Source organism: Streptomyces sp. NPDC043176 (genome assembly GCF_056436715.1).
In genome coordinates, this window is the sequence record NZ_JBWKCA010000006.1 from 391640 (window position 1) to 417627 (window position 25988).

Below are 25988 nucleotides of genomic sequence, written 5' to 3' on the forward strand. Positions count from 1 at the left end.
GGTGGTTGGCGACGGCGGGGCTCGTGGCGCTGATGGGCGCCGCGCCGAGTCCCTCGCCGACACCCGCGCCCGAGCCTCCCCCGGCGCAGCCGCCGCCGCTGCTCGACCGGGCGGACGTGGACCGGGCGGTGGGCCGGCTGGACGCGGACGTCGCGGCGATGATGAAGCGGACCGGGGTGCCGGGGGTGTCGGTGGCGGTGGTGTACGAGGGGAAGGTGGTGCACCTCAAGGGGTACGGGGTGCGCGAGGTGGGGAAGACGGCGCGGGTGGACGCGGACACCGTGTTCCAACTGGCGTCGGTGTCGAAGCCGATCGCGTCGACGGTGGTGTCCGGCGCGGTGGGCGTGGAGGGCTGGCAGAAGCCGGTGGCACCGGAGTTGCCGGAGTTCAAGCTGAAGGACCCGTGGGTGACGTCGCACATGACGGTCGCGGACCTGTTCTCGCACCGGAGCGGGCTGCCGGACCACGCGGGGGACCTGCTGGAGGACCTGGGCTACGACCGGGAGTACGTCCTGGCGCACCTGCGGTACGAGCCGCTGACGCCGTTCCGGGCGAGTTACGCGTACACCAACTTCGGTCTCACGGGCGCGGCCGAGGCGGTGGCGGCGGAGAAGGGCGTGCCGTGGGAGAAGCTCGCCGAGGACACGCTGTACCGGCCGGCGGGGATGGACGACACCAGTTCCCGCTTCCGGGACTTCGTGGAGAACCCCGACCGGGCCGTGGGGCACGTGAAGGAGCCCGACGGGACGTGGAAGGCGCGGTACGTGCGGGACCCGGACGCCCAGTCGCCGGCCGGCGGGGTCAGTTCGTCCGCGCGGGACATGGCGGTGTGGCTGCGGCTCCAGCTGGGCGACGGGACGCTCGACGGGCGGAAGATCATCGACCCCGAGGCGCTGCAACTCACCCACCACCCCGAGTCGGTGTCCTCGCCGGCGCACGCCCCGGCGGCCCGGACCGGGTTCTACGGGCTCGGCTGGAACGTGTCGTACGACGACGAGGGCCGGCTGCGGCTGTCGCACACCGGGGCGTTCGCGGAGGGCGCGCACACCAACGTGACGATGCTGCCGGGCGAGGAGCTCGGGATCGTCGTCCTCACCAACGGGGCGCCGGTAGGCGTCGCCGACGCCGTCGCCCTGGACTTCTTCGACACCGCGCAGGACGGGAAGCCCAGCAGGGACTGGATGCCGCTGGTCGACGCGATCTACCAGCAGCAGGCCGACGAGGGCCGGTCCGACACCGACTACGCGCACCCGCCGTCCGATGCCGCCGCCGCGAAGCCCGCGAGCGCCTACACCGGCACGTACACCAGCGACTACTACGGCCGGATGACGGTGGCCGAGGCCGACGGCGGGCTGGTGCTGCGGCTGGGTCCCGAGCCCCAGACGTACCGTCTGACGCACTACTCCGGCGACACGTTCAGCTTCGCGACGCGCGGGGAGAACGCCGTCGGTCCGACCGGCGTCACGTTCTCCCCGGACGGCAGGTCCGTCCGCGTCGAGTACCTGGACCAGGAGAAGCTCGGCACCTTCACCCGGACCTCCTCCTCGTCCTCCCCGTCCTCGGCTCAGCCGTAGCGGCGCGGGGTCCAGGCGATGGTGCGGCCGTCGGCGCGTTCGACGGCGCGGGTCTGCGAGGAGCCGACGAGCAGCAGGGTCCGCATGTCGACCTCGGAAGGCTCCAGGGCCTTCAGGGTGACGACCCGGACGGACTGCTCGGGGCCGCCGACGTCGCGGGCGACGACGACCGGCGTCTCGGGGGAGCGCAGTTCGAGGAGGAGGTCGCGGGCGGCGGCCACCTGGTGCGTACGGGACTTGGAGCCCGGGTTGTAGAGGGCGACGACCAGGTCGGCGGAGGCGGCGGCGCGCAGCCGGGCCTCGATGACGTCCCACGGCTTGAGCCGGTCGGAGAGGGAGATGGTGGCGTAGTCGTGGCCGAGCGGGGCGCCCGCGGCGGCGGCGGCCGCGTTGGCGGCGGTCACCCCCGGGAGGACCCGTACGGGCACGTCGGCGTACTCCGCCTCGCAGGCGACCTCCAGGACGGCGGTGGCCATGGCGAAGACGCCGGGGTCGCCGCCGGAGACGACCGCGACCTTGCGGCCGCGCCGGGCCAGGTCGAGGGCGAACTCGGCGCGCTCGGACTCGACCTTGTTGTCGGAGCCGTGGCGGATCTGGCCGGGGCGGAGCACCGGCACCCGGTCGAGGTAGGTGGTGTAGCCGACGAGGACGTCGGCGTTGACGAGTGCGCCGCGCGACTCGGGGGTCAGCCAGGGCGCTCCCGCGGGGCCGGTGCCGACGACGACGACCTCGCCGCGTTCCCGTACGGGGGGCTGCTGGTCGACGCGGGAGGGCAGGACGGCGACCGAGAAGTACGGGACGGTGGCCGGGTCGACGTCCGTCAGGCGTTCGGTCCGCTCGCCCGCCATGAACGCCCGCTCCACGTAACGGGCGTCGTCGAGGCGTCCGGCGCGCTCCAGGGCACGCTTCACGGTGGGGAAGGTGCGGCCGAGCTTCATGACGACCGCCGAGTCGGTGCCGGCGAGGCGGGCCGTCAGCTCGTCCTCGGGCAGGGTGCCGGGGATGATCGTGAGGACCTCCTCCGCCTCGCACAGCGGCTCGCCGAGGCGGGCGGCGGCGGCGCTGACCGAGGTGACGCCGGGGATGACGGTGGTGTCGTAGCGGTCGGCGAGCCGCTTGTGCATGTGCTGGTACGAGCCGTAGAACAGCGGGTCGCCCTCGGCGAGGACGGCGACCGTGCGGCCGGCGTCGAGGTGGGCGGCGAGGCGGGCCGCGGCCTCCTCGTAGAAGTCGTCCAGGGCGCCCCGGTAGCCGCCGGGGTGGTCCGTGGTCTCCACGGTGAGCGGGTACACGAGCCGCTCCTCGACGTGGTCCTCGCGGATGTGCCCGGCGGCGATGGAGCGGGCGATGGAGCGGCCGTGACGGGCCGAGTGGTACGCGACGACGTCGGCGGAGGCGATGGCCTTCACCGCCGCGACCGTCATCAGGTCCGGGTCGCCGGGCCCGAGGCCGACGCCGTACAACTTGCCCTTCACCACTGTGTCCTCGGTGCCGCTCATGCCTGGATCTCCGCTTCGTGCGCGAGGGCGTTGATCGCGGCGGCCGTCATGGCGCTGCCGCCGCGCCGGCCCCGTACGACGAGGTAGTCGAGGCCGAGGTCGTTCTCGGCCAGCGCGTCCTTGGACTCGGCGGCGCCGATGAAGCCGACCGGTATGCCGAGGACGGCCGCGGGCCTGCCCGCGCCCTTCGCGACCATCTCCAGGAGGTGGAAGAGGGCGGTCGGCGCGTTGCCGATGGCGACGACGGAGCCTTCGAGGCGGTCCCGCCAGAGTTCGAGGGCGGCGGCGGAGCGGGTGGTGCCCAGTTCGGCGGCGAGGGCGGGCAGCGCCGGGTCGGAGAGCGCGCAGATCACCTCGTTGTCGGCGGGCAGCCGCTTGCGGGTGACGCCGCTGGCGACCATCTGCGCGTCGCAGAGGATCGGGGCGCCGGCGCGGAGCGCCTCGCGGGCCCGGGAGACGACCTGGGGCGAGTAGGCGATGTCGCGTACGAGGTCGGTCATGCCGCAGGCGTGGATCATCCGGACCGCCACCTGGGCGACGTCGGCGGGCAGGCCCGCCAGATCCGCCTCGGCGCGGATCGTGGCAAAGGACCGGCGGTAGATCTCCGCCCCGTCCTTCTCGTAGTCGAACATCGTGTTGCTCTCGCTCATCTCGTCGGATACGTGCGGGCGGTGGCGACCGCTTCGGTCAGGGAGGTACGGGGGGTGGCGCGGCCGTCCACCAGGTAGCCGTCGTCGCCGGTGGCGAGGACCTCGACCCAGTCGCCGTACGGGTGCCCGCAGCGCCGCGCGCACCCGGAGAAGTGCACGGGCAGCGGGCCGGCGGGCGCGGCGAGGGCGTCCGCCCGTACGTCGGCCAGGGACTTGGCGCAGCCGGGCCGCCCGGTGCACGCGGTGACCCCGGCGCCGGGCGCGTCGGGGCGGGTGATGAGCCCGCACGCGTCCAGCGCCCGCAGCCGGTCCGCGCGGTCCGCACCGGCGGCGTCGGCGTGGGGCTCGGTGGTGGGTGCGGCCGTGGCGACGGCTCCGCGCCAGGGCGTGAGCCGGATCTCGCCGGCGGGCAGCAGGGCCCGCAGCTGGGCGGAGGTCAGCCGGCCGAGCGGCGCGAGGACGTAGACCGCGCCGTCCCGGAGTGCGCCGGGCGCGGGCGGCGGGGACGAGGGCAGCAGCGGTACGGGTACGGGCTCGGCCGCGATGCCCGCGCGGGCCAGGGCGCCGGCCACGTCCGGGAGGTGCCCGGCGGGCAGCTCGCGGGGGCGCCAGGCCCCGTTGCCGGCGGCGTCGGCGGCGTCGAGGAACGCGAGGGCGGCGGTGAGGGCGGCGCGGACGGCGTCGGCGGCCGCGAGCCGGAAGACCTGCCGCTCCGCCGGGCCGCCGTCGAGCCACAGAGTGACGGACTCGTCCTCGGCTGCGACCAAGGTCACATCCCCGCCGAGTCCGGTCACGTCTCCGCGCCCGTCGTCCAGGACGAACAGGAACCGTCCCGAAAGGGACGCGGCCCGGGGCGCGGCGCACAGGGCGGCGTCGAGCCCGCGCGCCCACAACTGCACGTCCGCGTGGCCGAGTCCGTCGAGTCCGGCGGTCGGCGAGGCGACGATGTTGCGGATGCGCTCGTGGGTGGGCGAGGGCAGCAGGCCCGCGTCGGCGAGCAGCTCCGCGAGCGCGGCCCCGCAGTCGTCCGCGAGGCCGCGGAGCTCCGCGTTGCCGCGCGAGGTGATGCTGATCCGCCCGTCGCCGAGCGACTCCGCCGCCCGCGCCAGGACCTCGGCCTGACGGTGCGTCAATCGACCTGCGGGCAGGCGCAGTCGGGCCAGCCGGCCGTCGTCGGCCGCGTGCAGGCGCAGTGCCCCGGGGCAGGCGTCGCCACGGTCCCGTATGCGAGGTTCGCCCGGTTCGGTAGCCGGGGGTGGGGTGGGCGGCATGGCGGCGAGCATACCCACGGGGCACCGGCCGACCACCGGGTGTGATCCGGCCGACTCCCCGGCACGCCCCGCCCCGCCGACCTCACGATCTACTATGCACACGGCATGGGGTCGCAGGACCCCGGGGAGGAAGCCCGGTGAGAATCCGGCGCGGTCCCGCCACTGTGAACCCGTACCAGCGATGGCACGGGTGAGTCAGGAACTCCCTTCCCCGAGCTCTCGGCTTCGCGCGAGCAAGGGGAGGCCAACCCACACGAACCCGGGGCGCGGACAACCCCGAGGAAGGCCTGAGCTCGCCATGCTTCTGCTGCTGTCGCACTCCGACACCGACCTGCTCAGCGCCCGCGCGGCGAACGCCGGCTCCGCCGGCCCGGTGGAGTACCGCTTCGCCAACCCCGCCCGCCTCCCCCTCGCCGACCTCCACGGCCTCCTCGACGACGCCGAACTCGTCGTCGTCCGCCTCCTCGGCGGGCTCCGCTCCTGGCAGGAGGGCCTCGACGCCATCCGCGCCACCGGAAAGCCCGTCGTCGTCCTCAGCGGCGAACAGGCCCCCGACGCCCAGCTGATGGAGGCCTCCACCGTCCCCGTCGGCGTCGCCACCGAGGCCCACGCCTACCTGGCGCACGGCGGCCCGGCGAACCTGGAGCAGCTGGCCCGCTTCCTCTCCGACACCGTCCTGCTCACCGGCCACGGCTTCGAGGCCCCGGCCGCCGCCCCCACCTGGGGCCCGCTGGAGCGCACCCCGAAGCGCACCGACGGCCCGACCGTCGCCGTGCTCTACTACCGCGCCCACCACATGAGCGGGAACACCGCCTTCGTCGGCGCCCTCTGCGACGCCGTCGAGGACGCCGGCGCCCAGGCGCTGCCGCTGTACGTGGCCTCCCTGCGCGCCCCCGAGGCGGAACTCGTCGAGACCCTGCGGTCCGCCGACGCGATCATCACGACCGTCCTCGCCGCCGGCGGCACGAAGCCCGCCGAGGCACAGGCCGGCGGCGACGAGGAGGCCTGGGACGCGGGCGCGCTCGCCGCCCTCGACGTGCCGATCCTCCAGGCGCTGTGCCTCACCGGCTCGCGGTCCGCCTGGGAGGAGAACGACGAAGGCCTCTCGCCGCTGGACGCCGCCAGCCAGGTCGCCGTGCCCGAGTTCGACGGCCGGCTCATCACCGTCCCCTTCTCCTTCAAGGAGATCGACGAGGACGGCCTGCCCGCGTACGTCGCCGACGCCGAGCGCGCCGCCCGCGTCGCCGGCATCGCCGTCCGGCACGCCCGGCTCCGCCACATCCCGAACGCCGAGAAGAAGCTGGCGCTCGTCCTCTCCGCCTACCCCACCAAGCACTCCCGCATCGGCAACGCGGTCGGCCTCGACACCCCCGCCTCCGCCGTCGCGCTCCTCCGCCGCCTGATCGCGGAGGGCTACGACTTCGGCCCCGCCGAAGAGCTCCCCGGCCTGGTCTCCGGCGACGGCGACGAGCTCATCTACGCCCTCATCGAGGCCGGCGGCCACGACCAGGACTGGCTCACCGAGGAGCAGCTCGCCCGCAACCCGGTCCGCATCCCGGCCGCCGACTACAAGCGCTGGTACGCGACCCTGCCCGCCGAACTCCGCGAGCAGGTCGAGGAGCACTGGGGCCCGGCGCCCGGCGAGATGTTCCTCGACCGCTCCCGCAACCCGGAGGGCGACATCGTCCTCGCCGCCCTGCGGCGCGGGAACCTCCTGATCCTCATCCAGCCGCCGCGCGGCTTCGGCGAGAACCCGATCGCGATCTACCACGACCCCGACCTCCCGCCGTCCCACCACTACCTGGCCGCCTACCGCTGGATCGCCGCCCGCGCCGAGGACGGCGGCTTCGGCGCCGACGCCATGGTCCACCTGGGCAAGCACGGCAACCTGGAGTGGCTGCCCGGCAAGAACGCCGGCCTGTCCGCCGCCTGCGGCCCCGACGCGGCCCTCGGCGACATCCCGCTGATCTACCCGTTCCTCGTCAACGACCCGGGCGAGGGCACCCAGGCCAAGCGGCGCGTCCACGCCACGCTCGTCGACCACCTGGTGCCGCCGATGGCCCGCGCCGACTCCTACGGCGACATCGCCCGCCTGGAGCAGCTCCTCGACGAGTACGCGCAGATCTCCTCCATGGACCCGGCGAAGCTGCCCGCCATCCGCGCCCAGATCTGGACCCTGATCCAGGCCGCCAAGCTCGACCACGACCTCGGCCTCGAAGAGCGCCCGGAGGACGACGGCTTCGACGACTTCCTGCTGCACGTCGACGGCTGGCTCTGCGAGGTCAAGGACGCCCAGATCCGCGACGGCCTCCACGTCCTCGGCGGCGCCCCCGAAGGCGAGGCCCGCGTCAACCTGGTCCTCTCCATCCTCCGCGCCCGCCAGATCTGGGGCGGCACCCAGGCCCTGCCCGGCCTGCGCGAGGCCCTCGGCCTCGACGAGTCCGCCGCCACCCGCACCACCGCCGACGAGGCCGAGGCCAAGGCCCGCGAGCTGGTCGAGGCAATGGAGAGCGCCGGCTGGTCGGCCGACGCCGTCGAGACCGTCGCCGCCGCGTACGGCCCGGAGGTCCGGTCCGTCCTGCGCTTCGCCTGCGACCAGGTCGTCCCGCGGCTCGCCGCCACCACCGACGAGCTGACGCACGCCGTACACGCCCTGAACGGCGGCTTCGTCCCCGCCGGGCCGTCCGGCTCCCCGCTCCGCGGCCTCGTCAACGTCCTGCCGACCGGCCGGAACTTCTACTCGGTCGACCCGAAGGCCGTGCCGTCCCGGCTCGCCTGGGAGACCGGCCAGGCCCTGGCCGACTCCCTCCTGGAGCGCTACCGCACCGACAACGGCGAATGGCCGACCTCCGTCGGCCTCTCCCTGTGGGGCACGAGCGCCATGCGCACCGCAGGCGACGACGTCGCCGAGGCACTCGCCCTGCTGGGCGTCCGCCCGCTGTGGGACGAGGCCTCCCGCCGCGTCAACGGCCTGGAGCCCATCCCGCTCGCCGAGCTCGGCCGCCCGCGCATCGACGTCACCCTGCGCATCTCCGGCTTCTTCCGCGACGCGTTCCCGCACGTCATCGGCCTCCTCGACGACGCCGTCCGGCTCGTCGCCGGCCTGGAAGACGAGTCCGCCGAGGACAACCACGTCCGCGCCCACGCGCAGGCCGACCTCGCCGAGCACGGCGACGAGCGCCGCGCCACCACCCGCATCTTCGGCTCCCGCCCCGGCACGTACGGCGCGGGCATCCTCCAGCTGATCGACTCGCGCGACTGGCGCACCGACGCGGACCTCGCCGAGGTGTACACGGTGTGGGGCGGGTACGCGTACGGCCGCGGGCTCGAAGGCCGCCCGGCCCGTGCCGAGATGGAGACCGCGTACAAGCGGATCGCGGTCGCCGCCAAGAACACCGACACCCGCGAGCACGACATCGCCGACTCCGACGACTACTTCCAGTACCACGGCGGCATGGTCGCGACCGTCCGCGCGCTCAAGGGCACCGCCCCCGAGGCCTACATCGGCGACTCCACCCGCCCCGAGACCGTCCGCACCCGCACCCTCGTCGAGGAGACCTCCCGCGTCTTCCGCGCCCGCGTGGTCAACCCCCGCTGGATCGAGGCCATGCGCCGCCACGGCTACAAGGGCGCCTTCGAGCTCGCGGCCACCGTCGACTACCTCTTCGGATACGACGCCACGACCGGCGTCGTCGCCGACTGGATGTACGACAAGCTCACCCAGGAGTACGTCCTCGACCCCGCCAACCAGGCCTTCCTCAAGGAAGCCAACCCCTGGGCCCTCCACGGCATCGCCGAGCGCCTCCTCGAAGCCGAGTCCCGCGGCATGTGGGAGAAGCCCGACCCCGAGACGCTCGCGGCCCTCCGCCAGGTCTTCCTCGAAACCGAAGGCGACCTCGAAGAAAACGCCTGACCCCACCCCCGCCACCGCGCGAGCCCGCACCCACTGCCGTGTGGCCCTTCGCCCCCACCGCCGTGTGGGCCCGCGCCAGACTGGGCCCGTACCCGCCCGCCGTGTGGGCAGTCGTCCCGCTGGGCGGGACGGGGGGCACACGGGACGGCGCGCTTGGCGGCGCGTCCGCCCCTTGTGCCCGGGCCCGCACCGGTACGGCGTCGCACACCGGGTGCGGGTTCAGGCGCGGAAGCCTGGGCCCGGCACGGGGCGCCGTCCGTTGTGCCCACCCGTTCCGCCCCAGCGGAACGATCGCCCCCAACGGGGGGGCGGAGGCGCGGGGGTGGGCACCGCACCAGCGGAACGGTGGCCCACGGCGATGGGCGCGGGGGTGGGCACCGTCCAGCGGAACGAGGGCCCACAACGGGGTGGGCGGAGGCGCGGGGTGGGCCCGCCCCGGCGGAACGGTGGCCCACAACGGGCGGGGCACGGCCCACAACGCGGGGGCGAGGGCCACACGAGGGGCGGGCGCAGAACGCATCGCGCGGGGCTCAGCGCACCACGCGCGGCGCGGGCGCGAGGTGAAGGTGGGCGGCGGGGGCGGCGTCGCGGAGGCGCCGGTCGTGGGTGACGACGACGAGCGTGCCGCGATACACCGCGAGCGCCGCCTCGAGCTCCTCCACGAGCCCCGGCGCCAGATGGTTCGTGGGCTCGTCGAGGAGGAGCAGGTCGACGGGTGACGTCATCAGCCGTGCCGGTTCGAGCTTGCGGCGCCGGCCGGTCGAAAGCAGGCGGACGGGAGTCGGGAGGTCCCGTTCCGCGAAGAGCCCGAGGGCGAGCAGTTCGTCCTCGCGGCCTTCTCCGAAGGCCTCGCCCACCGTACGGGGGTCGAGGGGTGGGGTCGTGTCCTGGCGGAGCAGCCCGACCCGGGCGGGTACGGTCACCGTGCCCGCGTCCGGGGCGAGTTCGCCCGCCAGGACTCGGAGGAGGGTGGTCTTGCCGGCGCCGTTCGGGCCGGTGACCAGGAGGCGGGCGCCCGGGTCGAGGGGGAGGGCGTCGAGGTGGAGCCGTCCGTCGACCCGTATGCCGGTCAGGTCGACGCGGCCGCCTTCGCCGCCGAGGTCCGCGCGGAACCGGAGTGGTTCGGGCGGTGCGGGCACGGGGTGGTCGGTGAGCCGGGTGAGCCGCTCGCGGGCGGCGCGGATCCTGCTCATCGCGCCGTGCGCGCGTGACCGGGCGCGGAAGGCGCCCGCTCCGCTGAACGCGGCCGGGGCCTCGCGCGGGATCGCGGAGAAGCGGTCGATGTGCGTGTCGGCGAGGGACCGGTACCGGGCGGGTTCCTCCTTCCACTCCTCGTGCTCCCGTTGTCTGCGGGCGCGCTGACCGCCGGAGAGGGTGCCGAGTGGCCGTCGGCGGTCGAGCGGGCCGGGTTCGCCCGGCCGTCGCAGGATCGTCTCGACGCGCCGGCCGGCGTCGGCGCCGCCCCGGGCGTCGTAGGCGGCGAGCAGTTCGGCGTACGAGGCGAGAGCGTCTTCGCACTCGCCGGCGGCGGCCGACAGGGCTTTCTCCGCGGTGCGGATCGCGGCTTCCAGGATTCGGATGTCCGCGAGCGCGTGGTCGACGGCGTCGCCGACGGTCGTGTGCGGGGGGAGGTCGAGGGTCTGGGGGAGGTGGCCGATGCCACCGGGGGACTCGACGGTCACCGTGCCGTTGTCGGGGGCCTCCAGGCCGGCGAGGAGCCGCAGGAGGGTGGACTTTCCCGAGCCGTTGTCGCCGACGACGCCGAGGCGCTCGCCGGGGCGGACGGTGAGGGAGACGCGGTCGAGGACGGTCCGGCGTGGGGAGTGACGGTCGTCGTGCCGGCGGGTGACGTCGAGGAGCCGGGCATGGAACAAGGGCGACCGCCTGTCATGGGGGACACAGTGGCGAGACGTACCGTCTCGCCTGAATGACGGTACGGCATCCGGAGTGGTGCTGCAAGACGGTACGTCTCGTATTGCTGTGGAGGTTCAGGCGGAGGCTGTGCGCAGGACGAGCGCCGCCGCCGCGATGAGGGTGAGCACCGCCGCCGGCGCCAGCTCGAAGTCCTTCACGCGCAGGTGGGCGATGACGGCACCGGCGAAGTAGAGGACGAGGCCCACGGCAGCGGCCACGCCGAGCGGGGCGATGGCGAGCCCCGCGAGCAGGCCGAGAGCACCCGCCGCCTTCGCGGTGGCGAGCAGCGGGAGCCGGTTCTCCGGGAAGCCCACCTTGGTCATGTTGCCGACGACCTGCGGGTTCCTGGTGAAGGTCAGGAAGGCGGAGCCGGCGCAGGCGAGGGCGAGCAGGGTGGCGACGACGGCGTAGGCGACGAACATGGAGGTTCTCCAACGGTATGGGGACGAAAACCGTTGAAGACTAACAACGATTTCTTTCGCTCCACAATCACCTTGTTGTTACGGTGGACGACATGCCAGCTCATCCGACCGACCGCCTCGGCTTCCTCCTCTCCTTCCGTGGCGAGCTCACCGGCGCGCGCATCCGTGCGGCCCTGGGCGTCGCCGGGCTGCACCCGCGCAACGCGATGACCCTGATGCAGCTCGCCCCCGGGGCCACGAGTCAGCGCGAACTCGCCGTCGCGATGGAGCTCGACCCCAGCCAACTGGTGGCGATCCTGAACGAGTTGGAGTCCGCCGGTCTCGCCGAGCGCCGCCGTGACCCGGCCGACAGGCGCCGCCACATCGTCGAGATCACCTCGGCCGGCACGGCCGCCCTCGCACGCATCGACGAGGCCGTCGGCGAGGCCGAGCGCGAGCTCTTCGGCGGTCTCACCGACGCCGAACAGGCCCTTCTGCGCAGCCTGTTGGACCGCGTCGTCGTCGACCCCGCCGACCACGACTGCGGCGCCGAATAACGCCCGCAGGGCCCCCTCCCTCCGTCGGCCTCACAGGGCGAGGCGCACCTCGCCCCGTCATCTCCACCGCTCCCCCGAGACGCACCCGCGGGCCCGACGGTCCGCGTCGCGCCGACGCGGTGACCGTGGCCGGGCTGCCGAGGGAATCGCCCATGTCCACCGCGATGTCCACCGTGTCGTCGGCGGGGTCGGCGGGGTCGGCGGGGTCGGCGAGGTTGGCGAGGTTGGCGAGGTGCGCGGCCGGGCGGCCCGCGTCCCCGCGAGAGCCGGTACCCGACGCCTCTCCGCGTCGCTGAGCGGCACTTCGTCGAGCACCGCGGTCGGGCTGCCGGTCGGTCCGCCCCGCGCGGGGCCCGTACCGCCGTCCTCGCCGCCTCCCCCCTCGCGCACGCACGCCCGGACGATCGTACGGGCGGCCCGTCCATGTCCCCTCCTCCGCTCCGCACGTCACCGCGCGGCCGCCCGCAGCACTGTGCCAAGAGCGGCCGGGAGGACGGGAGTCGGCGAGGAGCTGATCGTCGCTCGCCCGCGCGGCCTTCACCGCCATGGGGCGACGCGGTGAACAGGCGGTCCGTCGGGCTCGCATCTCGAAGACCTTTCCCCTGACCCTCATTGTTCTAGTAGAGTGCAAACAATGGAGGTTTTCATGAACCGTGCCACACCTCGTCTCCGCGCGCTCGCCGCGCTCCCCTTCGTCCTCGTCCTCGCCGTCCACCTGCTCCTCTTCGCCCGCTGGCGGAACGAGCTGCCCGCCGCACTCGCCACGCACTACTCCCTCGGGGGCGGTGGCGAGGCCGACGGCTGGACGGGCCGGGCGGGTTACGTCCTGATCAGTACGGCCCTGATCGCCGGCCTCGGGGCCGCCTGGACCGCGCTCGTCCGGCGCCGGGCCCTGTGGGGCGCCTGGGCCACCGCGGGCTTCACCGGCGGACTGCTGGTCCAGCTCCTCCGCAACAACCTCGTCGACGAGTTCGAGGTCCAGGTCTCCGAGCCCGTCGTCGACCTCGCCGTCGCCGGAACGGCCGCCGTCGCCGCCGCGCTGGCGGGCTGGGCGCTGACCTCGCTCGTCCCGCAGGAGGAGCCGCCCGCCCGGTCCGGAGCCCCCGAAGGCCCACGCCTCGCGCTCGGCGCGAGCGAGGTCGCCGGCTGGTCCCGTTCCACCGGCTCCCGGACACTGACCGTCCTCGCGGTCCTCGCCCTGGCCGCCGCCCCGGTCGTCCTGCTCGTCCTCAGCCGGCCGGACGCGCTGTGGGGCCTGCTCGGCCTCGTCATCGGCGTCCCGGGGCTCGCGTTCGCCCGGGTCCGGGTCACCGTCGACCGGCACGGTCTCACCGTCCGCTCGGGTGTCTTCCCCAAGCCCCGCGTCCGGATCCCGCTGGACGAGATCGCCGGCGCGGACGCCCGGGACGTCCACGCCCTCGGGGAGTTCGGAGGCTGGGGCTACCGCGTCCGGGCCCACCGGACGGGCGTGGTGCTGCGCTCCGGCGAGGCCCTCGTCGTACGGCGCGACGGCGGACGGGAGTTCGCGGTGACCGTGCCCGACGCGGAGACCGCGGCCGCCCTCCTCAACACGCTCGCCGAACGGCATGGGAAGGTCTGACCGTGCTCTTCCGTGTCGACCCGGCCTCCTCCGTCCCCCTCGGCGACCAGATCGCCGCCTGCGTCCGGGGCGCCCTCGCCGACGGCTCCGCCGCCCCCGGCGAACGACTCCCGGCCGCCCGCGAGCTCGCCGACTCCCTCGGCGTCAACGTCCACACCGTCCTCCGCGGCTACCAGCGGCTCCGCGAGGAGGGCCTCATCGAGCTCCGCCGTGGCCGGGGCGCCCTCATCGTCCCCGGCGCCACCGCCCCCGACCGCGCCCGCCTGGTCTCCCGACTGCGCGAGGCGGCCGCGGAAGCCCGCGAACTGGGCCTCACCGAGGAGGAGTTCGTCGAGCTCGCCCGTACGAGCCTCGGGTAGCCCGGGGCGAGCCCGTACGAGCCCCGGAAAGTCCGGAGGGGGCCCCTATGGGTCTCGGGTAATCCCGTACGGGCATCGGGTAGCCCGGGGCGAGCCCGTACGAGCCCCGGAAAGTCCGGAGGGGGCCCCTATGGGTCTCGGGTAATCCCGTACGGGCATCGGGTACTCCGGGAAGGGCCCCGTCAGGGCAGCTCGCGTACCGGCGAGCCCGCCAGGAAGGCCTCGATGTCCTCGACGGCCTCGCCGAAGTAGAGGGCGTAGTTGGCCTCCGTCACGTAGCCGAGGTGGGGCAGGGCGAGGACGTTCGGCAGGGTGCGGAGCGGGTCGTCGGCCGGGAGGGGCTCGGTGTCGTAGACGTCGAGCCCGGCACCCGCGATCCACCCCTCGCGCAGCGCGCGGACGAGCGCCTCGCCGTCGACCAGGCCGGCCCTGGAGGTGTTGACGAGGTACGCGGAGGGGCGCATCGCGCGCAGCTCGGGCTCCCCGACCAGGCCGCGGCTGCGGTCGGAGAGGACCAGGTGGAGCGAGACGAAGTCGGCGGACGCGAACAGGCCGGCCTTGTCCTTCGCGAGCCGCACGCCGTGCTCGGCGGCCCGCTCCTCCGTCAGGTTCGGGCTCCACGCGACGACGTCCATGCCGAAGGCGCGGCCGATCGCGGCGACCCGGGCGCCGATCTTGCCGAGACCGACGACGCCGAGGACGCGCCCGGCGAGGTCCGTGCCGACGGTGGACTGCCAGGGACCGCCCTCGCGCAGGGCCTGCGCCTCGGTCCGTACGTGGCGGGCGAGGCCCAGCAGCAGGGCCCAGGTCAGTTCGGTGGGCGGCTCGGGGCTGCTGGCCGTGCCGCAGACCACGACCCCGCGGGCGCGGGCGGCGGCGACGTCGATCGAGGCGTTGCGCGGTCCGGACGTGACGAGGAGCCGGAGCCGGGGGAGACGGGCGAGGAGCTCCGCGTCGAACGGAGTCCTTTCCCGCATGATCACGACGATCTCGCAGTCCTCGACGGCGGCGACGACCGCGTCCCGGTCGGCGAGGTGCTCGCGGATCACCCGGACGTCGACGCGGTCGGCGAGCGGGCTCCAGTCGGCGGAGGCGAGGGCGACGCCCTGGTAGTCGTCGAGTACGGCACAGCGCAGCTTCATGACTCCATGATCGCTTACGCCCGGATGCCCCGCCCAGGGCGACAGACACCGGAGCGGAACGCAGAATTGCCCTGAAATGTCACTGAACGAGGAGTGGGTGTCATGGCCGCGGGTGACAGTGCCGACGAACTTGCCGCGCTCCGGGCCAGGGTGGCCGCGCTCGAATCCGAGAAGACCGTCGCCCGTCCGCCCCACCACCGCCTCCGTTCCTTCTTCTCCGCCCTGCTGATCGTCATCGGCTGCGTGCTCGTCCCGCTGGGCATCGTCGCCTCCTGGACCGCGGACATCGTCGGCGACACCGACCGCTACGTACAGACGGTCGAGCCGCTTGCCTCCGACCCCGACGTCCAGGCCGCCGTCGCGAACCGGGTGACGAGCGCGGTCATGGAGCACATCGACCTGCCCGCGCTCCTGGAGGGCATCGCGCCCGAGGAGCGACCCCTGGCGGAGAAGGCCCTCGGCAAGCTGGGCGGCTCCCTGGAGAGCGCGCTCAGCAGCTTCGTCCACGACCGGGCCCAGGACATCGTCGCCTCGTCGGCGTTCCGGACCATCTGGACCGACGCCAACCGGGCCATCCACACCTCGCTCGACCGGGCCCTGACCGGCAGCGACGAAGGCGCGGTGAAGATCGAGACGGACACGGTCACCATCGACCTGGCCCCGGTGATCGAGCGGGTCAAGGCCCGGCTCGTCGAGTCCGGTCTCGACGTCGCGGCCAAGATCCCCGAGATCCACACGGACTTCACCGTCGTCAGGTCCGACGACATCGGCAAGGTGAAGACGGCGTTCTCGCTGCTCCAGACGATGGGCGTGTGGCTGCCGGTCATCGCCGTCCTGCTCGTCGTCGCAGGCGTGCTGCTCGCCGTGAAGCGCCGCCGCACGCTCGTCGCCGCCGCCCTCGGCGTCGCCTTCGCGGCGATCGTCCTTGGCGTCGCCCTCACCGTCTTCCGCACGGTCTACCTGAACGCCCTGCCGGCCACCGTCTCCCCGGCCGCCGCGGGCTCCGTCTACGACACGCTGATCCGCTTCCTGCGCACCTCGGTCCGGGTGTTCGCGACCCTCGGCATCCTGATCGCCCTCGCCGCCTGGCTCTCCGGCCCGAGCCGCCCCGCCGTCCTCGTCAGGGGCTTCTGGCACTCCGGCATCAGTGCCACCCGGGGGTTCGCCGACCACGCGGGCATGCGGCTGGGCCCGGTGGGCCCGTTCGTCCGCCGCCACCGCGCCTGGATCACCTGGATCCTCGTCGCCGGGGCCGCCGCCGCGGTCGTCTTCTGGCCCTACCCCACCGGCGCGGTCGTCGTGGGCGTCGCCCTCGCCCTCCTCTTCGCCCTCGCGGTGGTCGCCTTCCTGGCGGAGAAGCCCGCCGAGCGTCCCCCCGTCGGCCCGCCCCCCGCCGAGCCGCCCCCCAAGGGCCCGCCCGCGGCCGGGGGAAGCACCCCCACCCCCCAGGTCTAGCCGGGGACCGGCGGCGGCCGGTCCTTGGGACCGGCCGCGTCTCCCATGGCCGCGTCCCCCACGGCCGCGTCCCCACGGCCGCCGGCGGTGAAGTCCTTCTCCGTCCGGGCCGGTACGAGTGCCGCGCCCGCGAGGAGGCCGACCGCGATCGTCGTGACGACGGTGACGAAGTCCGTCAGGTCACGGAAGCCGCGCAGGACGGCGCGCGGAAGCCGCGCACGACGGCGCCGGTCGTCAGGAAGCCGCCGCCGCGTTCGGCGGTGGCCGCGCTCCACAGGTCGCCCGGCACGAGGAAGAACAGCGCGGGAAGCGTGATCAGTACGTCAGGGCGACCGCCCGGCCGAGCCGGTAGACGTAGGGGGAAGCGGTGACCGTCGAGTTCAGGGCGCGCCCGCCCGCGGTCACCTGGACCACGGCCCCGTCCGCGACGAGGACGGTCTCGGCCCGCCCCCGGTATGTCCGGGCGAGCCCGTGGACCGTTCGGTCGACGCCCTCGACGCCCTCGACGCCCTCGACGCCCTCGACGTACTCGGCGCCCTCCTCGCTGAACCACAGCATGAACCGGGCGAGTTCGCGGAGGAAGGCGCGGAGGGCGTCGAGGCCAGAGCCGATCCCGAGCCCGACCCAGGCCCCGAGCCCGAGCCCGAGCCCGATCCCGAGCCCGGGCTCGGGGCCTGGGCCTGGGCCGGGCTCGGGCTCGATGCCGCTGGCGTGAGGGGTCAGGCCCCCCTCACCGGCGTACCGTGCTGTCGGTGTCCAGCACCTCCGCCTCGTCGTCGAACTCGTCGACCCGGTCCGGGCAGTAGACCTGGAGCACGATCCGCTCGGCCTGGACGGCCTTGGTGTCGGAGATGACGGGCCGCATGCCGGGGCCGGTCGCACCGTTCGACTGGTGGATCTTCCACAGGGCGGTCTTCAGGGCGTTGCCCGGCTCCTCGCAGACCTGGCCGCCGTCGGTGCCGAGCAGCCGCTCGACGGTGTCGGTGTCGGGGGAGGGGTAGCCGGCCTTGACCAGTTCCTCCTGGAGCCGGTTGGCCTTGGAGAGCGTCTCGTTGTTCGTCTTCACGCTCTCGTAGCGGATGAGTCCGGTGACGACGAGGCCGATGAGGATGACGATCGTGCCCCAGTAGATGACCTTGTGCTCCGAGGCGAAGCGGGTGGGACTCATGTCCGGTCTCCCTCGCTCTCCAGGGTGGCGCCGGCCGTCCGCCAGCCCGGCTTGCGGAACTTCAGGAACAGCCACGGGATCAGCAGGCCCAGCACGCCCAGACCGCAGGCGATGAAGAGGACGTACGAGAGGACGCTGCCGCCGGCGAACTGGGAGGGCGGCACGAAGCCGATCGCGAGCGCCGCGAGCGAGGCGAGCAGGCCCACCGTGCACACCAGGCCCAGGGCCGGCACCCGGTAGCCGCGGGGATGGTCGGGATGCGTCTTCCGGAGCCGCATCGCGGCGGCGAACATCAGCAGGTACACGATCAGGTACACCTGTGTGGTGATCGTCGAGAAGATCCAGTAGACGCTCGACACGTTCGGGATGAGCGCGTACATCAGGGCGATGGCCGAGGTCACCACGCCCTGGGTGACCAGGATGTTCTGCTGGACGCCGAACCTGTTGAGCTTCTGCAGGAACGGCGGCAGGTAGCCCTCGGCGCGCGAGATCTCCAGGAGGCCCTTGGACGGCCCCGCGAGCCAGGTCAGCATGCCGGCGAGCGAGGCGGAGATCAGCATGACGGCGGCGATCGGGGTCATCCACTGGACGCCGAAGTAGGCGAAGAAGGCGTCGAAGGCCTGCATGACGCCGGCGGTGAGGCTGAGCTGATCGGCCGGCACGACCCAGCTGATGGCCAGGGCGGGCAGGATGAAGATCAGCAGCACGAGGCCCATCGCCAGGAACATCGACTTCGGGTACTCCTTCGCCGGGTCCTTCAGCGAGGAGACGTGCACGGCGTTCATCTCCATGCCGGAGTACGACAGGAAGTTGTTGACGATCAGGACCAGGCTCGCCAGACCGGTCCACTGCGGCAGCAGGTGGTCGGCGTTCATCGGCGCGGCCGACGGGTTGCCCTGGCCGAGGAAGACCATGCCGAGGACGACGAGGATCGTGCCCGGCACGAGCGTGCCGATGATCAGCCCCCAACTGGACAGTCCCGCCAGGGCCTTGGTGCCCCGGGAGGACACCCAGACGCCGGTCCAGTACAGGACCATGATGACGATCGCCGTGTACACGCCGTTGGACGCCAGCGAGGGATCGATGACGTACGCGATGGTCGAGGCCACGAAGGCCAGCAGGCTCGGATAGTAGAAGATCGTCATCGCGAACTGGCACCACACCGCGAGGAATCCCAGCGGCTTCGACAGCCCCTCGGCGACCCAGCGGTACACGCCGCCGCTCCAGCCGGAGGCGAGCTCCGCCGAGACCAGCGCGGTCGGCAGCAGGAACACGATCGCCGGCACGAGATACAGGAACACACACGCCAGGCCGTAGACGGCCATCGTGGGCGCGGCCCGCAGGCTCGCCACCGACGCGGTCGTCATCAGGGCCAGCGTCACCCACGTCATCGTGGCGGGTGCGGCCGCCCGCGCCGCCGCCGCACGCGGTTTGGGCACTTCGGCCGAGGTGTCGAGACTGCTCATAGGCCCTCCCTGGGGATCGCGCGATTCCCCCACGCTCGGCCGCCCCCCCCACACCGGGCAACCGGAGGCGGCCGTACGAGTGAGGGCGAGGACACCTCCACAAGGGCCGTACGGGTGGTTGCGGGGGCCCATCGGGCCGTACGGGCGGTTGCGAGGGGTCCGTCGGGCCGTACGGGCGGTTGCGAGGGTCCGCCGGGCCGTACGGGCGGTTGCGAGGGTCCGCCGGGCCGTACGGGCGAAGGGAGGCGAGGCGGCCTTCCCCGCCTACGCGTGCGGTGAGGCGACCTTCCCCGCGCACGGGAGGTGGCTCTCCCCGCGTACGGGAGGTGGCTCTCCCCGCGCACGGGCGAAGGGGACTTGGGGGACCGCCCGGGTCAGGGCGTCCGTGTGAAGGAGCGCCGGTAGGAGCGCGGCGGCACGCCCCGGCGGCGGACGAACTGCGTACGGAGCACCGCCGCGCTGCCGAAGCCGACCGCGCGGGCTATCTCCTCGACCGGGAGGTCCGTGGTCTCCAGGAGCTCCTCGGCGCGGCTGAGGCGCAGCCCGAGCAGCCAGGCGTGCGGGGTCGTACCGGTCGAGGCGGCGAAGCGGCGGGCGAAGGACCGCCGGCTCATCAGCGCCCTGCGGGCCAGCTCCGCGACGGGCAGCGGCTCGTGGAGGTGCTCCCTGGCCCAGGCGAGCACCTCGGTGAGCCGTTCGTCCCGACTGTCCTCGGGGACGGGGGTCGCCAGGTACTGGGCCTGGCCGCCGTCGCGGTGGGACGGGAGCACCAGGTCCCGGGCGATGGCGTTGGCCGTGGTCGCGCCGTGCTCCCGCCGCAGCAGGTGCAGGCACAGGTCGAAGCCGGCGGCGGCGCCCGCACCGGTGACGATCCGGCCCTGGTCGACGTAGAGCGCGTCCGGCTCGACCGTGACGTCCGGGTGGCGCTCGGCGAGCAGCCCGGCGAACCGCCAGTGCGTCGTGGCCCGCCGCCCGTCGAGCAGCCCGGCCGCGGCGAGCGCGAACGCGCCGACGCAGTGCGCCGCGACCAGCGCGCCCCGCGTGTGCGCGGCGGCCAGCGCGTCGAGGACCGCGGGCGCCGGGGGCGTACGGAAGCCGGCCCACGGCAGGGCGATCACCAGGTCGGCGGCGGCCAGCCGGTCCAGGCCGTGCTCGACGACCAGCGGCAGCCCGACGTCCGTACGGACCCGCCCCGGCCGGTCCGTGCACAGCGCGAAGTCGAACAGCGGCAGGCCCTGGCCGCGCGCGTCGAACACCTCGGAGACGATGCCCGCCCCGAGCATGCCGACACCGGTCGGGGCGTAGGCGGCGACAGTCGTGAACGGCGGCATGCGGGGAGTGTGGCACGCGGGGCGGAAGGGGCCGGTCAGGGGCGGCGGCGGCCGGGGAGCGGGGCGGGCGTCGCGCGGCGCCGCTGGGGAGCGCGGCACCGGTCGGGGCGTCGGCACCGGTCGGGGACAACACCGGTCGGGGGACGGCCGGCCGGGAGGCCGCGCGGGTCGGCGCGCGGTGGCACGATTCGCGCGATCAGTGGCAGTGCGGCCACTCGTGAAGGGGCGTCCTCCGCAGAAGAATTGGGGCATGACGACGACGAAGAGCAGCGGCGGCGACGCCCTCCGCACCCGCACCGCGACCTACACGATCCTGACCACCGGCTACACCCTCTCCACCGGCCCCGGCGTCGCCGCCACCGTGTCCTACGTCCACGACGGCGACCGGCACGTCATCGTCGACCCCGGCATGGTGGCCGGCCGCGACCGGATCCTCGGCCCCCTCGCCGAACTCGGTCTCGGCCCGGAGGACATCACCGACGTGGTCCTCAGCCACCACCACCCCGACAACACCATGAACGTCGGCCTCTTCGGCCACGCCCGCGTCCACGACCACAAAGCGATCTACGAGAACGACCAGTGGACCGACCGCGACGCCGAGGGCCACGAACTCACCCCGTCCCTGCGCCTCATCCGCACGCCCGGTCACAGCGCCGAGGACATCACGCTCCTCGCCGGCACCGCCGAGGGCGTCGTCGCCTTCGTCGGCGACCTCTGGTGGCGCCCCAACGGCCCCGTCGAGGACCCGGTCGCCCCCGACCACGCGGTCCTGCGCGCCTCGCGCCTCCGCGTCCTCGCCGCCACCGACGTCATCGTCCCCGGCCACGGCCCGGCCTTCCCCGCCGACGACACGGCACCGCTCTAGGGGTGTCCTGGGGATGTCGGGCCCCGCTGCCCGATCGGGCCCGATCGACGGGACACCCCCTAGAATCGGCTTTCATGTCGAAGCCTGACGAGCTGCTCGTTGACATCGCCGCCACGGTGGAGTCCGGGCGGAGCAATCAGATGTCCCTCACCGTGGTCACGGGGGGTGCGGTCCTCACCGGTCGGCTGGCCCCGGAAGCCCTGTGGAGAGAACGGGTGTCGGAGGTCCTGACGGATTCGGCCCGACTGGGCGAGTTCTCCGGTGTCTTCAGCCCCACGGCGCCCAGGAAAGAGCCCCCCACCCACCTCCACTTCCACCTCGCCCGCATCCTCCAGGGCACCGTCGGCATCCCGGAGACCGGCGGCATGTACCGCGTCGCGATCGCGGACGTGAGCGCCTGGACCGTGGGCGACGTCAGCTACATCGACAACTGACCGACCGCCGCCCTTCCCCGTCCCCACCGGTCCCGCGCCCGCCCGCCCCCGTCCCACCGGTCCCGCGCCCGCCCGCCCCCGTCCCACCGGTTTCGCGCACGGCCGCCCTTGTGCCCCGTCAGGCCCTGCGCGATGATCTGGGCTTTCCATCGGACGGGGGCGATGTCGGTGACCTTGTCGATCACCTTGGCGGCACTGATCGGACTGGTGGGGTTCGCGATCTCCCTGGGCGTGTACGTCCACTCCGGTCCCCTCGTGAAGCGAGGGGTGCGCGTCCCGGCACGCTGCGTCGACGTGGGCCAGGTCGCGGCGGGTTCGATGCTCCTCCTGGAGTACACGCCGCCGGGCGGCCCCGCCCGTCAGTACACCGTCGGCCCCTACGTCTTCCCTCCCGTCCGGGTAGGCGGCCGCCTCGACGTCGTCTACGACCCGAAGCGCCCCCAGGAGGTCAGCCTCCCGGAGCGGCTTCCCCGGAGCACCCGCGGGCTCGTCGTCGCCATGGCCGTGTTCGGCGCGCTCCTCCTGGTCGGCGTGGTGCGCTTCGTGATCGCCGTACGCGGCTGAGGACGCCTCACTGCCGGGTGGGTGCCCGCCGGACGGCGTCCGGGTGCAGCCGCGACGGCCGCCCTCGGTCGTTCTCGGCCGCCACCGCCACCGCCACCGCCACCGCCACCGCCACCGCCACCGCCACCGCCCCCATGCGGGCCTTCACGGCTGGTGCGGGGATCCGTCTGCTGCGGCCGGCCGCTGCGACGGGCCCGTCACGGCCGGGGCCCGCCGGCCGCCCGGCGCTCCCGGCGGGGGCATCGGCACCGTGAGTGGTCCGCCGACCGGTGCCGACGCGGGGCGTGGTCGCCTCAAGCCTGCTCGGGAGGCGTGCCGGATTGGGCGGCGCGGCGGTACTCGGCGTTGATGCGCTGGGCCTCTTCGAGCTGGTCCTCGAGGATGATGATGCGGCAGGCGGCCTCGATCGGGGTGCCCTGGTCGACCAGCTCGCGGGCGCGGGCGGCGATGCGCAGCTGGTAGCGGGAGTAGCGGCGGTGGCCGCCCTCGGAACGCAGCGGGGTGATCAGGCGGGCTTCACCGATGGCACGGAGGAAGCCCTGCGTGGTGCCGAGCATCTCGGCGGCCCTGCCCATGGTGTAGGCGGGGTAGTCGTCGTCGTCGAGACGGCCGTACGAGTCGTCCGCTGTCATTTGCACCTCTCCGTGAAACGCATAGAGGGGCCCTGGTGCCGTACTGGCACCAGGGCCCTGAAGGAACTACTACACCACCTGCCGGCCTTGATGAAGCGCCGGGCGGGCAGGTGGTCGTGGTTCCCGGCGGGAGGGCGAAGCAATCGCGAAGGCGGGCGGCCTCTGCACCCGCTCTCCCCCTCGGCTGTCCTTCCCACCCGGTGGGACGACCTGTGGACGGGGCGGAGCGGGCCCGTAGGATCGGCTTCCATGTCGAAGATTGACGAGCTGCTCGTTGACGTCGCCACCCTGGTGGAGTCCGGGCAGAGCAACCAGATGTCCCTGACCGTCGTCACCGGGGGCGCCGTCATCACAGGCCGGCTGGCACCCGAAGCGGTGTGGCGGCAGCGGGTCTCGGAGGTCCTGGCGGACTCCGACCGGCTGGCCGAGTTCTCCGCCGTCTTCGCCACCGCGGTGGCGAAGGGCGGGCCGCCCACCCATCTGCACTTCCACCTGGCGCGGATCCTTCAGGGCACGATGGGGATCCCGGAGACGGGCGGGATGTACCGCGTCTCGATCGCGGACATCAGCGCCTGGACCATGGGCGAGGTCAGCTACTCCGATCACTGACCCCGTCTGCTTAGAGGATCCCCCCGTCGATACACGAGAGGCCCCGACCGGCGAGTGCCGGTCGGGGCCTCTCGGCTGCCCGGGTGTCAGCTCATGCCTGCCCGGGGACCACGGTCAGGCCGCCGAGTGCCACAGAGGCGTGCTGGACGGGGTCGAGGCCCTCGGTGGGCGCGCTGCTCTGCGGAAGGCTGCGGCAGGTGAAGCCGAGCTTGGTCATGGCGCGGACGACCTCGCCGGCTGTGAAGTCGCGGCGGTCCTGGCGGGTGATGACCTGGCCGACCTGCTTGACGGGGTAGGTACGGCGACCGATGATCACGGACTCGCCGACGACCTCCTCGGGCTTGACGCCCTTCATGGAGTCCAGGACGCCCTCCTTGGTGAGGTCGAAGGGAAAGCGGGCGATGACACAGCGCACGATGCCTCACAAGATAAGAGGAGAGGGGAGGTCCCACCGGAGCGGGCGGTTCACTTGAGCGCAGGACCGGTGCGGGGGTCCTGAGGGGGGCGGCTTCCGTATCGCGCGCCCGGTGATCGTCGGGGAAAGAGCGAACTCCCCCTGTACTGCGACGGGGTGCCTGCCGTATCCGCTCGACCGACTCGTACCGATGAATTCCGGCAGGGGGTCAAAGAAGTCGAGAATTACAGGAGCAGGCCCATGGGAAGCCAGGAGCGAGCGTTTCCGGTCCACCGCGGAATTGTTGGTGCAGGTGGGCGGGCGGAAGGGCGGCGGTGTTCCGGGTGCACACGGAAACCTGTGAAACGAAATGCATACAGCTGGGGCCCGCACCCCGAGGGATGCGGGCCCAGCTGCGTGTGACGCGTCAGCGACCGGCGGGAACGATGTTCTCGGCGGTCGGGCCCTTCTGGCCCTGCGCGATGTCGAAGGAGACCTTCTGCCCCTCCTGGAGCTCGCGGAAGCCCTGGGCGGCGATGTTCGAGTAGTGGGCGAACACGTCAGGGCCGCCACCGTCCTGCTCGATGAAGCCGAAACCCTTTTCCGCGTTGAACCACTTCACGGTGCCAGTAGCCATGTCATATCTCCTTCGGGCAGTGCAGCGGAATCCGCACTTTGCGGACGCCGTGTCGCCGCGATGATTCCCTGCCCGGAAAACGACCGGAATGCAAAACGCTTCCGCGCGGCATGCGGCCGGCGGGGCGCCTGAAGTCTTCGGGTACCAAAACTGCAACTGATTCGACAGTAGCATGCCGGTGTGGTCCGTGTGCGTTCCGCTTTTACTCCTGTGCGTCGCCGGTAAAAACTCTCCCTGTGGCACTGGTTGAAATCTCTGTCGGCGAACGCAGATATCCGTGCACTCGCAATGCGGTGTTTCGGCCACGGGCGCGGCGGAGGGTGGCCGGCGCGGGCGCGGGCCACCACCGGCCCGCGGGGCGAGGCGAGCTCGGTCTCCAGTGGAATCACCGTTCCGAACCCTGTGTCCACCGCTGCTCACCCACCCCTGCCGGCACGTTGCGGCACGGCCGCGTGCGGCGCCCTCACCGGTTCCGTGAGTGCCGGTGTCCGAGCAGCACCAGCGGCCGGCGCTCGGTGGCTCGCCGCATCCGCGACTCCCACGGCCCCGGTCCTCGGCAAGCAGCCAGGACCGGAACCGTGAGGGGTGACCGAACCGGCCAGGCGCGATGAGGTGGGCCTCTGGTCATCCCGTCTCGGGCTGGTTCCTAGCATGTGCACATGGTTGCCAGAGAAACTCCGCAGTCCGGTTCGGGACGGGATGCAGTGTCCCGAGACGGCGCCGAAGTCACCTGTCCTGCTTACGCGCCGACGGGAGAAGGACGAGAGCCCGCCGGCCATTCCTCCGGATCGCACCGGGACAAGGCCGCCGAGGGTTCCCGCCCGGTGGCCGATCTGGTGGAGCGGGCGGCCGATCTGGTGGAGCCGATCAAGCCGAGGCTGCGCGGCTGGCTCCATGCCGGCATGGTCCCCGCGTCGCTGGCCGCGGGCATTGTCCTCGTATGCCTGGCAGGGACACCGCAGGCCGTGCTCGCCTGCGCGGTGTACTGCGTCACGGCCTGGCTGCTGTTCGGGACGAGCGCCGTCTACCACCTCGGCACCTGGGGACCACTCGGCGAGGCCGTTCTGCGCCGCCTCGACCACGCCAACATCTTCCTGATCATCGCGGGCACGTGCACCCCGCTCGCCGTGCTCCTGCTCTCCCGCGACCAGTGGTCCTTCCTGTTGTGGATCGTGTGGACGGGCGCTCTGGTCGGCATCGCCTTCCGTGTCCTGTGGGTCGGAGCTCCCCGCTGGCTGTACACCCCCTGCTACCTGGCCCTGGGCTGGGCACCCGTGCGGTACCTGCCCGACTTCCTGCACAACGGCGGGGTGGCGGTGGTCTCCCTGATCGTGACCGGCGGGCTTCTCTACAGCGCGGGCGCGGTCGTCTACGCCCTCCAGCGCCCCAACCCCTCGCCCCGATGGTTCGGCTTCCACGAGGTCTTCCACGCCCTGACCGTCGCGGCCTTCACCGCCCACTACATCGCCATCTTCCTCGCCGCCTCCTGACCACGACGATGCCCTGTCGCCCGCCGCCCCCTCGTGAGCCCCGCGCGCGTTCACGCCGGCCGA

26 protein-coding genes and 1 riboswitch are annotated in these 25988 nt (G+C 73.2%); of the genes, 11 read left to right on the forward strand and 15 right to left on the reverse strand.

The genetic code is table 11. The features are described from left to right. The first annotated feature begins 32 nt into the window (after positions 1-32). Positions 33-1574, forward strand: coding sequence for a serine hydrolase (locus tag AC067A_RS13185; RefSeq protein ID WP_478618803.1), 1542 nt, complete (start codon positions 33-35; stop codon positions 1572-1574). Here the strand turns inward: AC067A_RS13185 and cobJ are convergent. From cobJ to AC067A_RS13200, 3 genes are read right to left on the reverse strand one after another with little or no spacing between them, the layout of a single operon-like run. Beyond that, on the reverse strand, positions 1565-3073 hold the full coding sequence (gene cobJ, locus AC067A_RS13190; protein WP_478618638.1) for a precorrin-3B C(17)-methyltransferase: 1509 nt from the start codon (positions 3071-3073) through the stop codon (positions 1565-1567). The two genes, AC067A_RS13185 and cobJ, sit on opposite strands and share 10 nt — an antisense overlap. After that, positions 3070-3705: a precorrin-8X methylmutase gene (locus AC067A_RS13195; protein WP_478618806.1), complete on the reverse strand. Its 636-nt coding sequence runs from the start codon at positions 3703-3705 to the stop codon at positions 3070-3072. The genes cobJ and AC067A_RS13195 overlap by 4 nt, the downstream gene beginning before the upstream one ends. A gap of 14 nt (positions 3706-3719) precedes the next feature. Next, the gene (locus AC067A_RS13200; RefSeq protein WP_478618808.1) at positions 3720-5006 is read right to left on the reverse strand and encodes a cobalamin biosynthesis protein CobG; all 1287 of its coding nucleotides are present in this window, start codon (positions 5004-5006) and stop codon (positions 3720-3722) included. Between the two features lie 76 nt (positions 5007-5082). Then, a riboswitch (cobalamin riboswitch) is annotated at positions 5083-5218 on the forward strand. A 74-nt stretch (positions 5219-5292) separates the two neighbouring features. On the opposite strand from AC067A_RS13200, the gene cobN reads away from it, so the two are divergent. Next, a complete protein-coding gene (cobN, locus tag AC067A_RS13205; protein ID WP_478618641.1) occupies positions 5293-8907 on the forward strand; it encodes a cobaltochelatase subunit CobN in 3615 nt (1204 codons plus the stop codon). Positions 8908-9437: 530 nt separating this feature from the next. Here the strand turns inward: cobN and AC067A_RS13210 are convergent. Next, positions 9438-10781: an ATP-binding cassette domain-containing protein gene (locus AC067A_RS13210; RefSeq protein WP_478618643.1), complete on the reverse strand. Its 1344-nt coding sequence runs from the start codon at positions 10779-10781 to the stop codon at positions 9438-9440. Between the two features lie 114 nt (positions 10782-10895). Further along, positions 10896-11243, reverse strand: coding sequence for a DoxX family protein (locus tag AC067A_RS13215; RefSeq protein ID WP_478618646.1), 348 nt, complete (start codon positions 11241-11243; stop codon positions 10896-10898). Between the two features lie 92 nt (positions 11244-11335). Between AC067A_RS13215 and AC067A_RS13220 the strand changes: the two genes are divergently transcribed. The 3 genes from AC067A_RS13220 (at position 11336) to AC067A_RS13230 (ending at position 13738) form a co-directional block, all read left to right on the forward strand. Beyond that, positions 11336-11779, forward strand: coding sequence for a MarR family winged helix-turn-helix transcriptional regulator (locus AC067A_RS13220; RefSeq protein WP_478618649.1), 444 nt, complete (start codon positions 11336-11338; stop codon positions 11777-11779). Between the two features lie 646 nt (positions 11780-12425). After that, the gene (locus AC067A_RS13225; RefSeq protein WP_478618651.1) at positions 12426-13379 is read left to right on the forward strand and encodes a hypothetical protein; all 954 of its coding nucleotides are present in this window, start codon (positions 12426-12428) and stop codon (positions 13377-13379) included. 2 nt (positions 13380-13381) lie between these two features. Next, entirely contained in the window at positions 13382-13738 is a 357-nt protein-coding gene (locus AC067A_RS13230) for a GntR family transcriptional regulator (protein WP_478618653.1), read from the forward strand. 182 nt (positions 13739-13920) lie between these two features. On the opposite strand, the gene AC067A_RS13235 is transcribed toward AC067A_RS13230, so the two are convergent. Then, a complete protein-coding gene (locus tag AC067A_RS13235) occupies positions 13921-14880 on the reverse strand; it encodes a D-2-hydroxyacid dehydrogenase family protein (RefSeq protein WP_478618655.1) in 960 nt (319 codons plus the stop codon). 102 nt (positions 14881-14982) lie between these two features. Here AC067A_RS13235 and AC067A_RS13240 point away from each other — a divergent pair, with 102 nt between their 5' ends. Beyond that, positions 14983-16335, forward strand: a complete 1353-nt coding sequence (locus tag AC067A_RS13240) for a hypothetical protein (RefSeq protein WP_478618657.1) — start codon at positions 14983-14985, stop codon at positions 16333-16335. On the opposite strand, the gene AC067A_RS13245 is transcribed toward AC067A_RS13240, so the two are convergent. The 5 genes from AC067A_RS13245 to AC067A_RS13265 all read right to left on the reverse strand — a co-directional run bounded on the left by AC067A_RS13245 (position 16332) and on the right by AC067A_RS13265 (position 20300). After that, positions 16332-16610: a hypothetical protein gene (locus tag AC067A_RS13245; protein ID WP_478618660.1), complete on the reverse strand. Its 279-nt coding sequence runs from the start codon at positions 16608-16610 to the stop codon at positions 16332-16334. The two genes, AC067A_RS13240 and AC067A_RS13245, sit on opposite strands and share 4 nt — an antisense overlap. Before the next feature lie 40 nt (positions 16611-16650). After that, positions 16651-16893 carry a hypothetical protein gene (locus tag AC067A_RS13250; protein WP_478618662.1) on the reverse strand — a complete coding sequence of 81 codons (243 nt, stop codon included), beginning with the start codon at positions 16891-16893 and terminating at the stop codon, positions 16651-16653. A 172-nt stretch (positions 16894-17065) separates the two neighbouring features. Next, a complete protein-coding gene (locus AC067A_RS13255; protein WP_478618664.1) occupies positions 17066-17503 on the reverse strand; it encodes a hypothetical protein in 438 nt (145 codons plus the stop codon). Beyond that, positions 17500-18969 (reverse strand): glutamate/gamma-aminobutyrate antiporter GadC, encoded by a 1470-nt coding sequence (gene gadC / locus AC067A_RS13260; protein WP_478618667.1) that lies wholly within the window; start codon positions 18967-18969, stop codon positions 17500-17502. The genes AC067A_RS13255 and gadC overlap by 4 nt, the downstream gene beginning before the upstream one ends. Before the next feature lie 374 nt (positions 18970-19343). Beyond that, positions 19344-20300 carry a GlxA family transcriptional regulator gene (locus AC067A_RS13265; RefSeq protein WP_478618669.1) on the reverse strand — a complete coding sequence of 319 codons (957 nt, stop codon included), beginning with the start codon at positions 20298-20300 and terminating at the stop codon, positions 19344-19346. 250 nt (positions 20301-20550) lie between these two features. Between AC067A_RS13265 and AC067A_RS13270 the strand changes: the two genes are divergently transcribed. From AC067A_RS13270 to AC067A_RS13280, 3 genes are all read left to right on the forward strand, one after another. Continuing rightward, the gene (locus tag AC067A_RS13270) at positions 20551-21165 is read left to right on the forward strand and encodes an MBL fold metallo-hydrolase (RefSeq protein WP_478618672.1); all 615 of its coding nucleotides are present in this window, start codon (positions 20551-20553) and stop codon (positions 21163-21165) included. Positions 21166-21239: 74 nt separating this feature from the next. Next, positions 21240-21599: a hypothetical protein gene (locus tag AC067A_RS13275; protein ID WP_478618674.1), complete on the forward strand. Its 360-nt coding sequence runs from the start codon at positions 21240-21242 to the stop codon at positions 21597-21599. A 174-nt stretch (positions 21600-21773) separates the two neighbouring features. Beyond that, positions 21774-22163, forward strand: a complete 390-nt coding sequence (locus AC067A_RS13280; RefSeq protein WP_478618677.1) for a DUF3592 domain-containing protein — start codon at positions 21774-21776, stop codon at positions 22161-22163. Between the two features lie 7 nt (positions 22164-22170). Here AC067A_RS13280 and AC067A_RS13285 read toward each other — a convergent pair whose 3' ends face one another. Continuing rightward, positions 22171-22311, reverse strand: a complete 141-nt coding sequence (locus AC067A_RS13285) for a hypothetical protein (RefSeq protein ID WP_478618679.1) — start codon at positions 22309-22311, stop codon at positions 22171-22173. 145 nt (positions 22312-22456) lie between these two features. Then, positions 22457-22795 carry a MerR family transcriptional regulator gene (locus tag AC067A_RS13290; protein WP_478618682.1) on the reverse strand — a complete coding sequence of 113 codons (339 nt, stop codon included), beginning with the start codon at positions 22793-22795 and terminating at the stop codon, positions 22457-22459. A gap of 249 nt (positions 22796-23044) precedes the next feature. Between AC067A_RS13290 and AC067A_RS13295 the strand changes: the two genes are divergently transcribed. After that, a complete protein-coding gene (locus AC067A_RS13295) occupies positions 23045-23404 on the forward strand; it encodes a hypothetical protein (RefSeq protein WP_478618684.1) in 360 nt (119 codons plus the stop codon). A 91-nt stretch (positions 23405-23495) separates the two neighbouring features. Here the strand turns inward: AC067A_RS13295 and AC067A_RS13300 are convergent, their stop codons facing one another. Next, positions 23496-23819, reverse strand: coding sequence for an SCO5918 family protein (locus tag AC067A_RS13300; protein ID WP_478618687.1), 324 nt, complete (start codon positions 23817-23819; stop codon positions 23496-23498). A 406-nt stretch (positions 23820-24225) separates the two neighbouring features. After that, the gene (locus AC067A_RS13305; RefSeq protein WP_478618690.1) at positions 24226-24435 is read right to left on the reverse strand and encodes a cold-shock protein; all 210 of its coding nucleotides are present in this window, start codon (positions 24433-24435) and stop codon (positions 24226-24228) included. 659 nt (positions 24436-25094) lie between these two features. Between AC067A_RS13305 and trhA the strand changes: the two genes are divergently transcribed. Next, positions 25095-25925: a PAQR family membrane homeostasis protein TrhA gene (trhA, locus tag AC067A_RS13310; protein ID WP_478618693.1), complete on the forward strand. Its 831-nt coding sequence runs from the start codon at positions 25095-25097 to the stop codon at positions 25923-25925. The last annotated feature ends 63 nt before the right edge of the window (positions 25926-25988 follow it).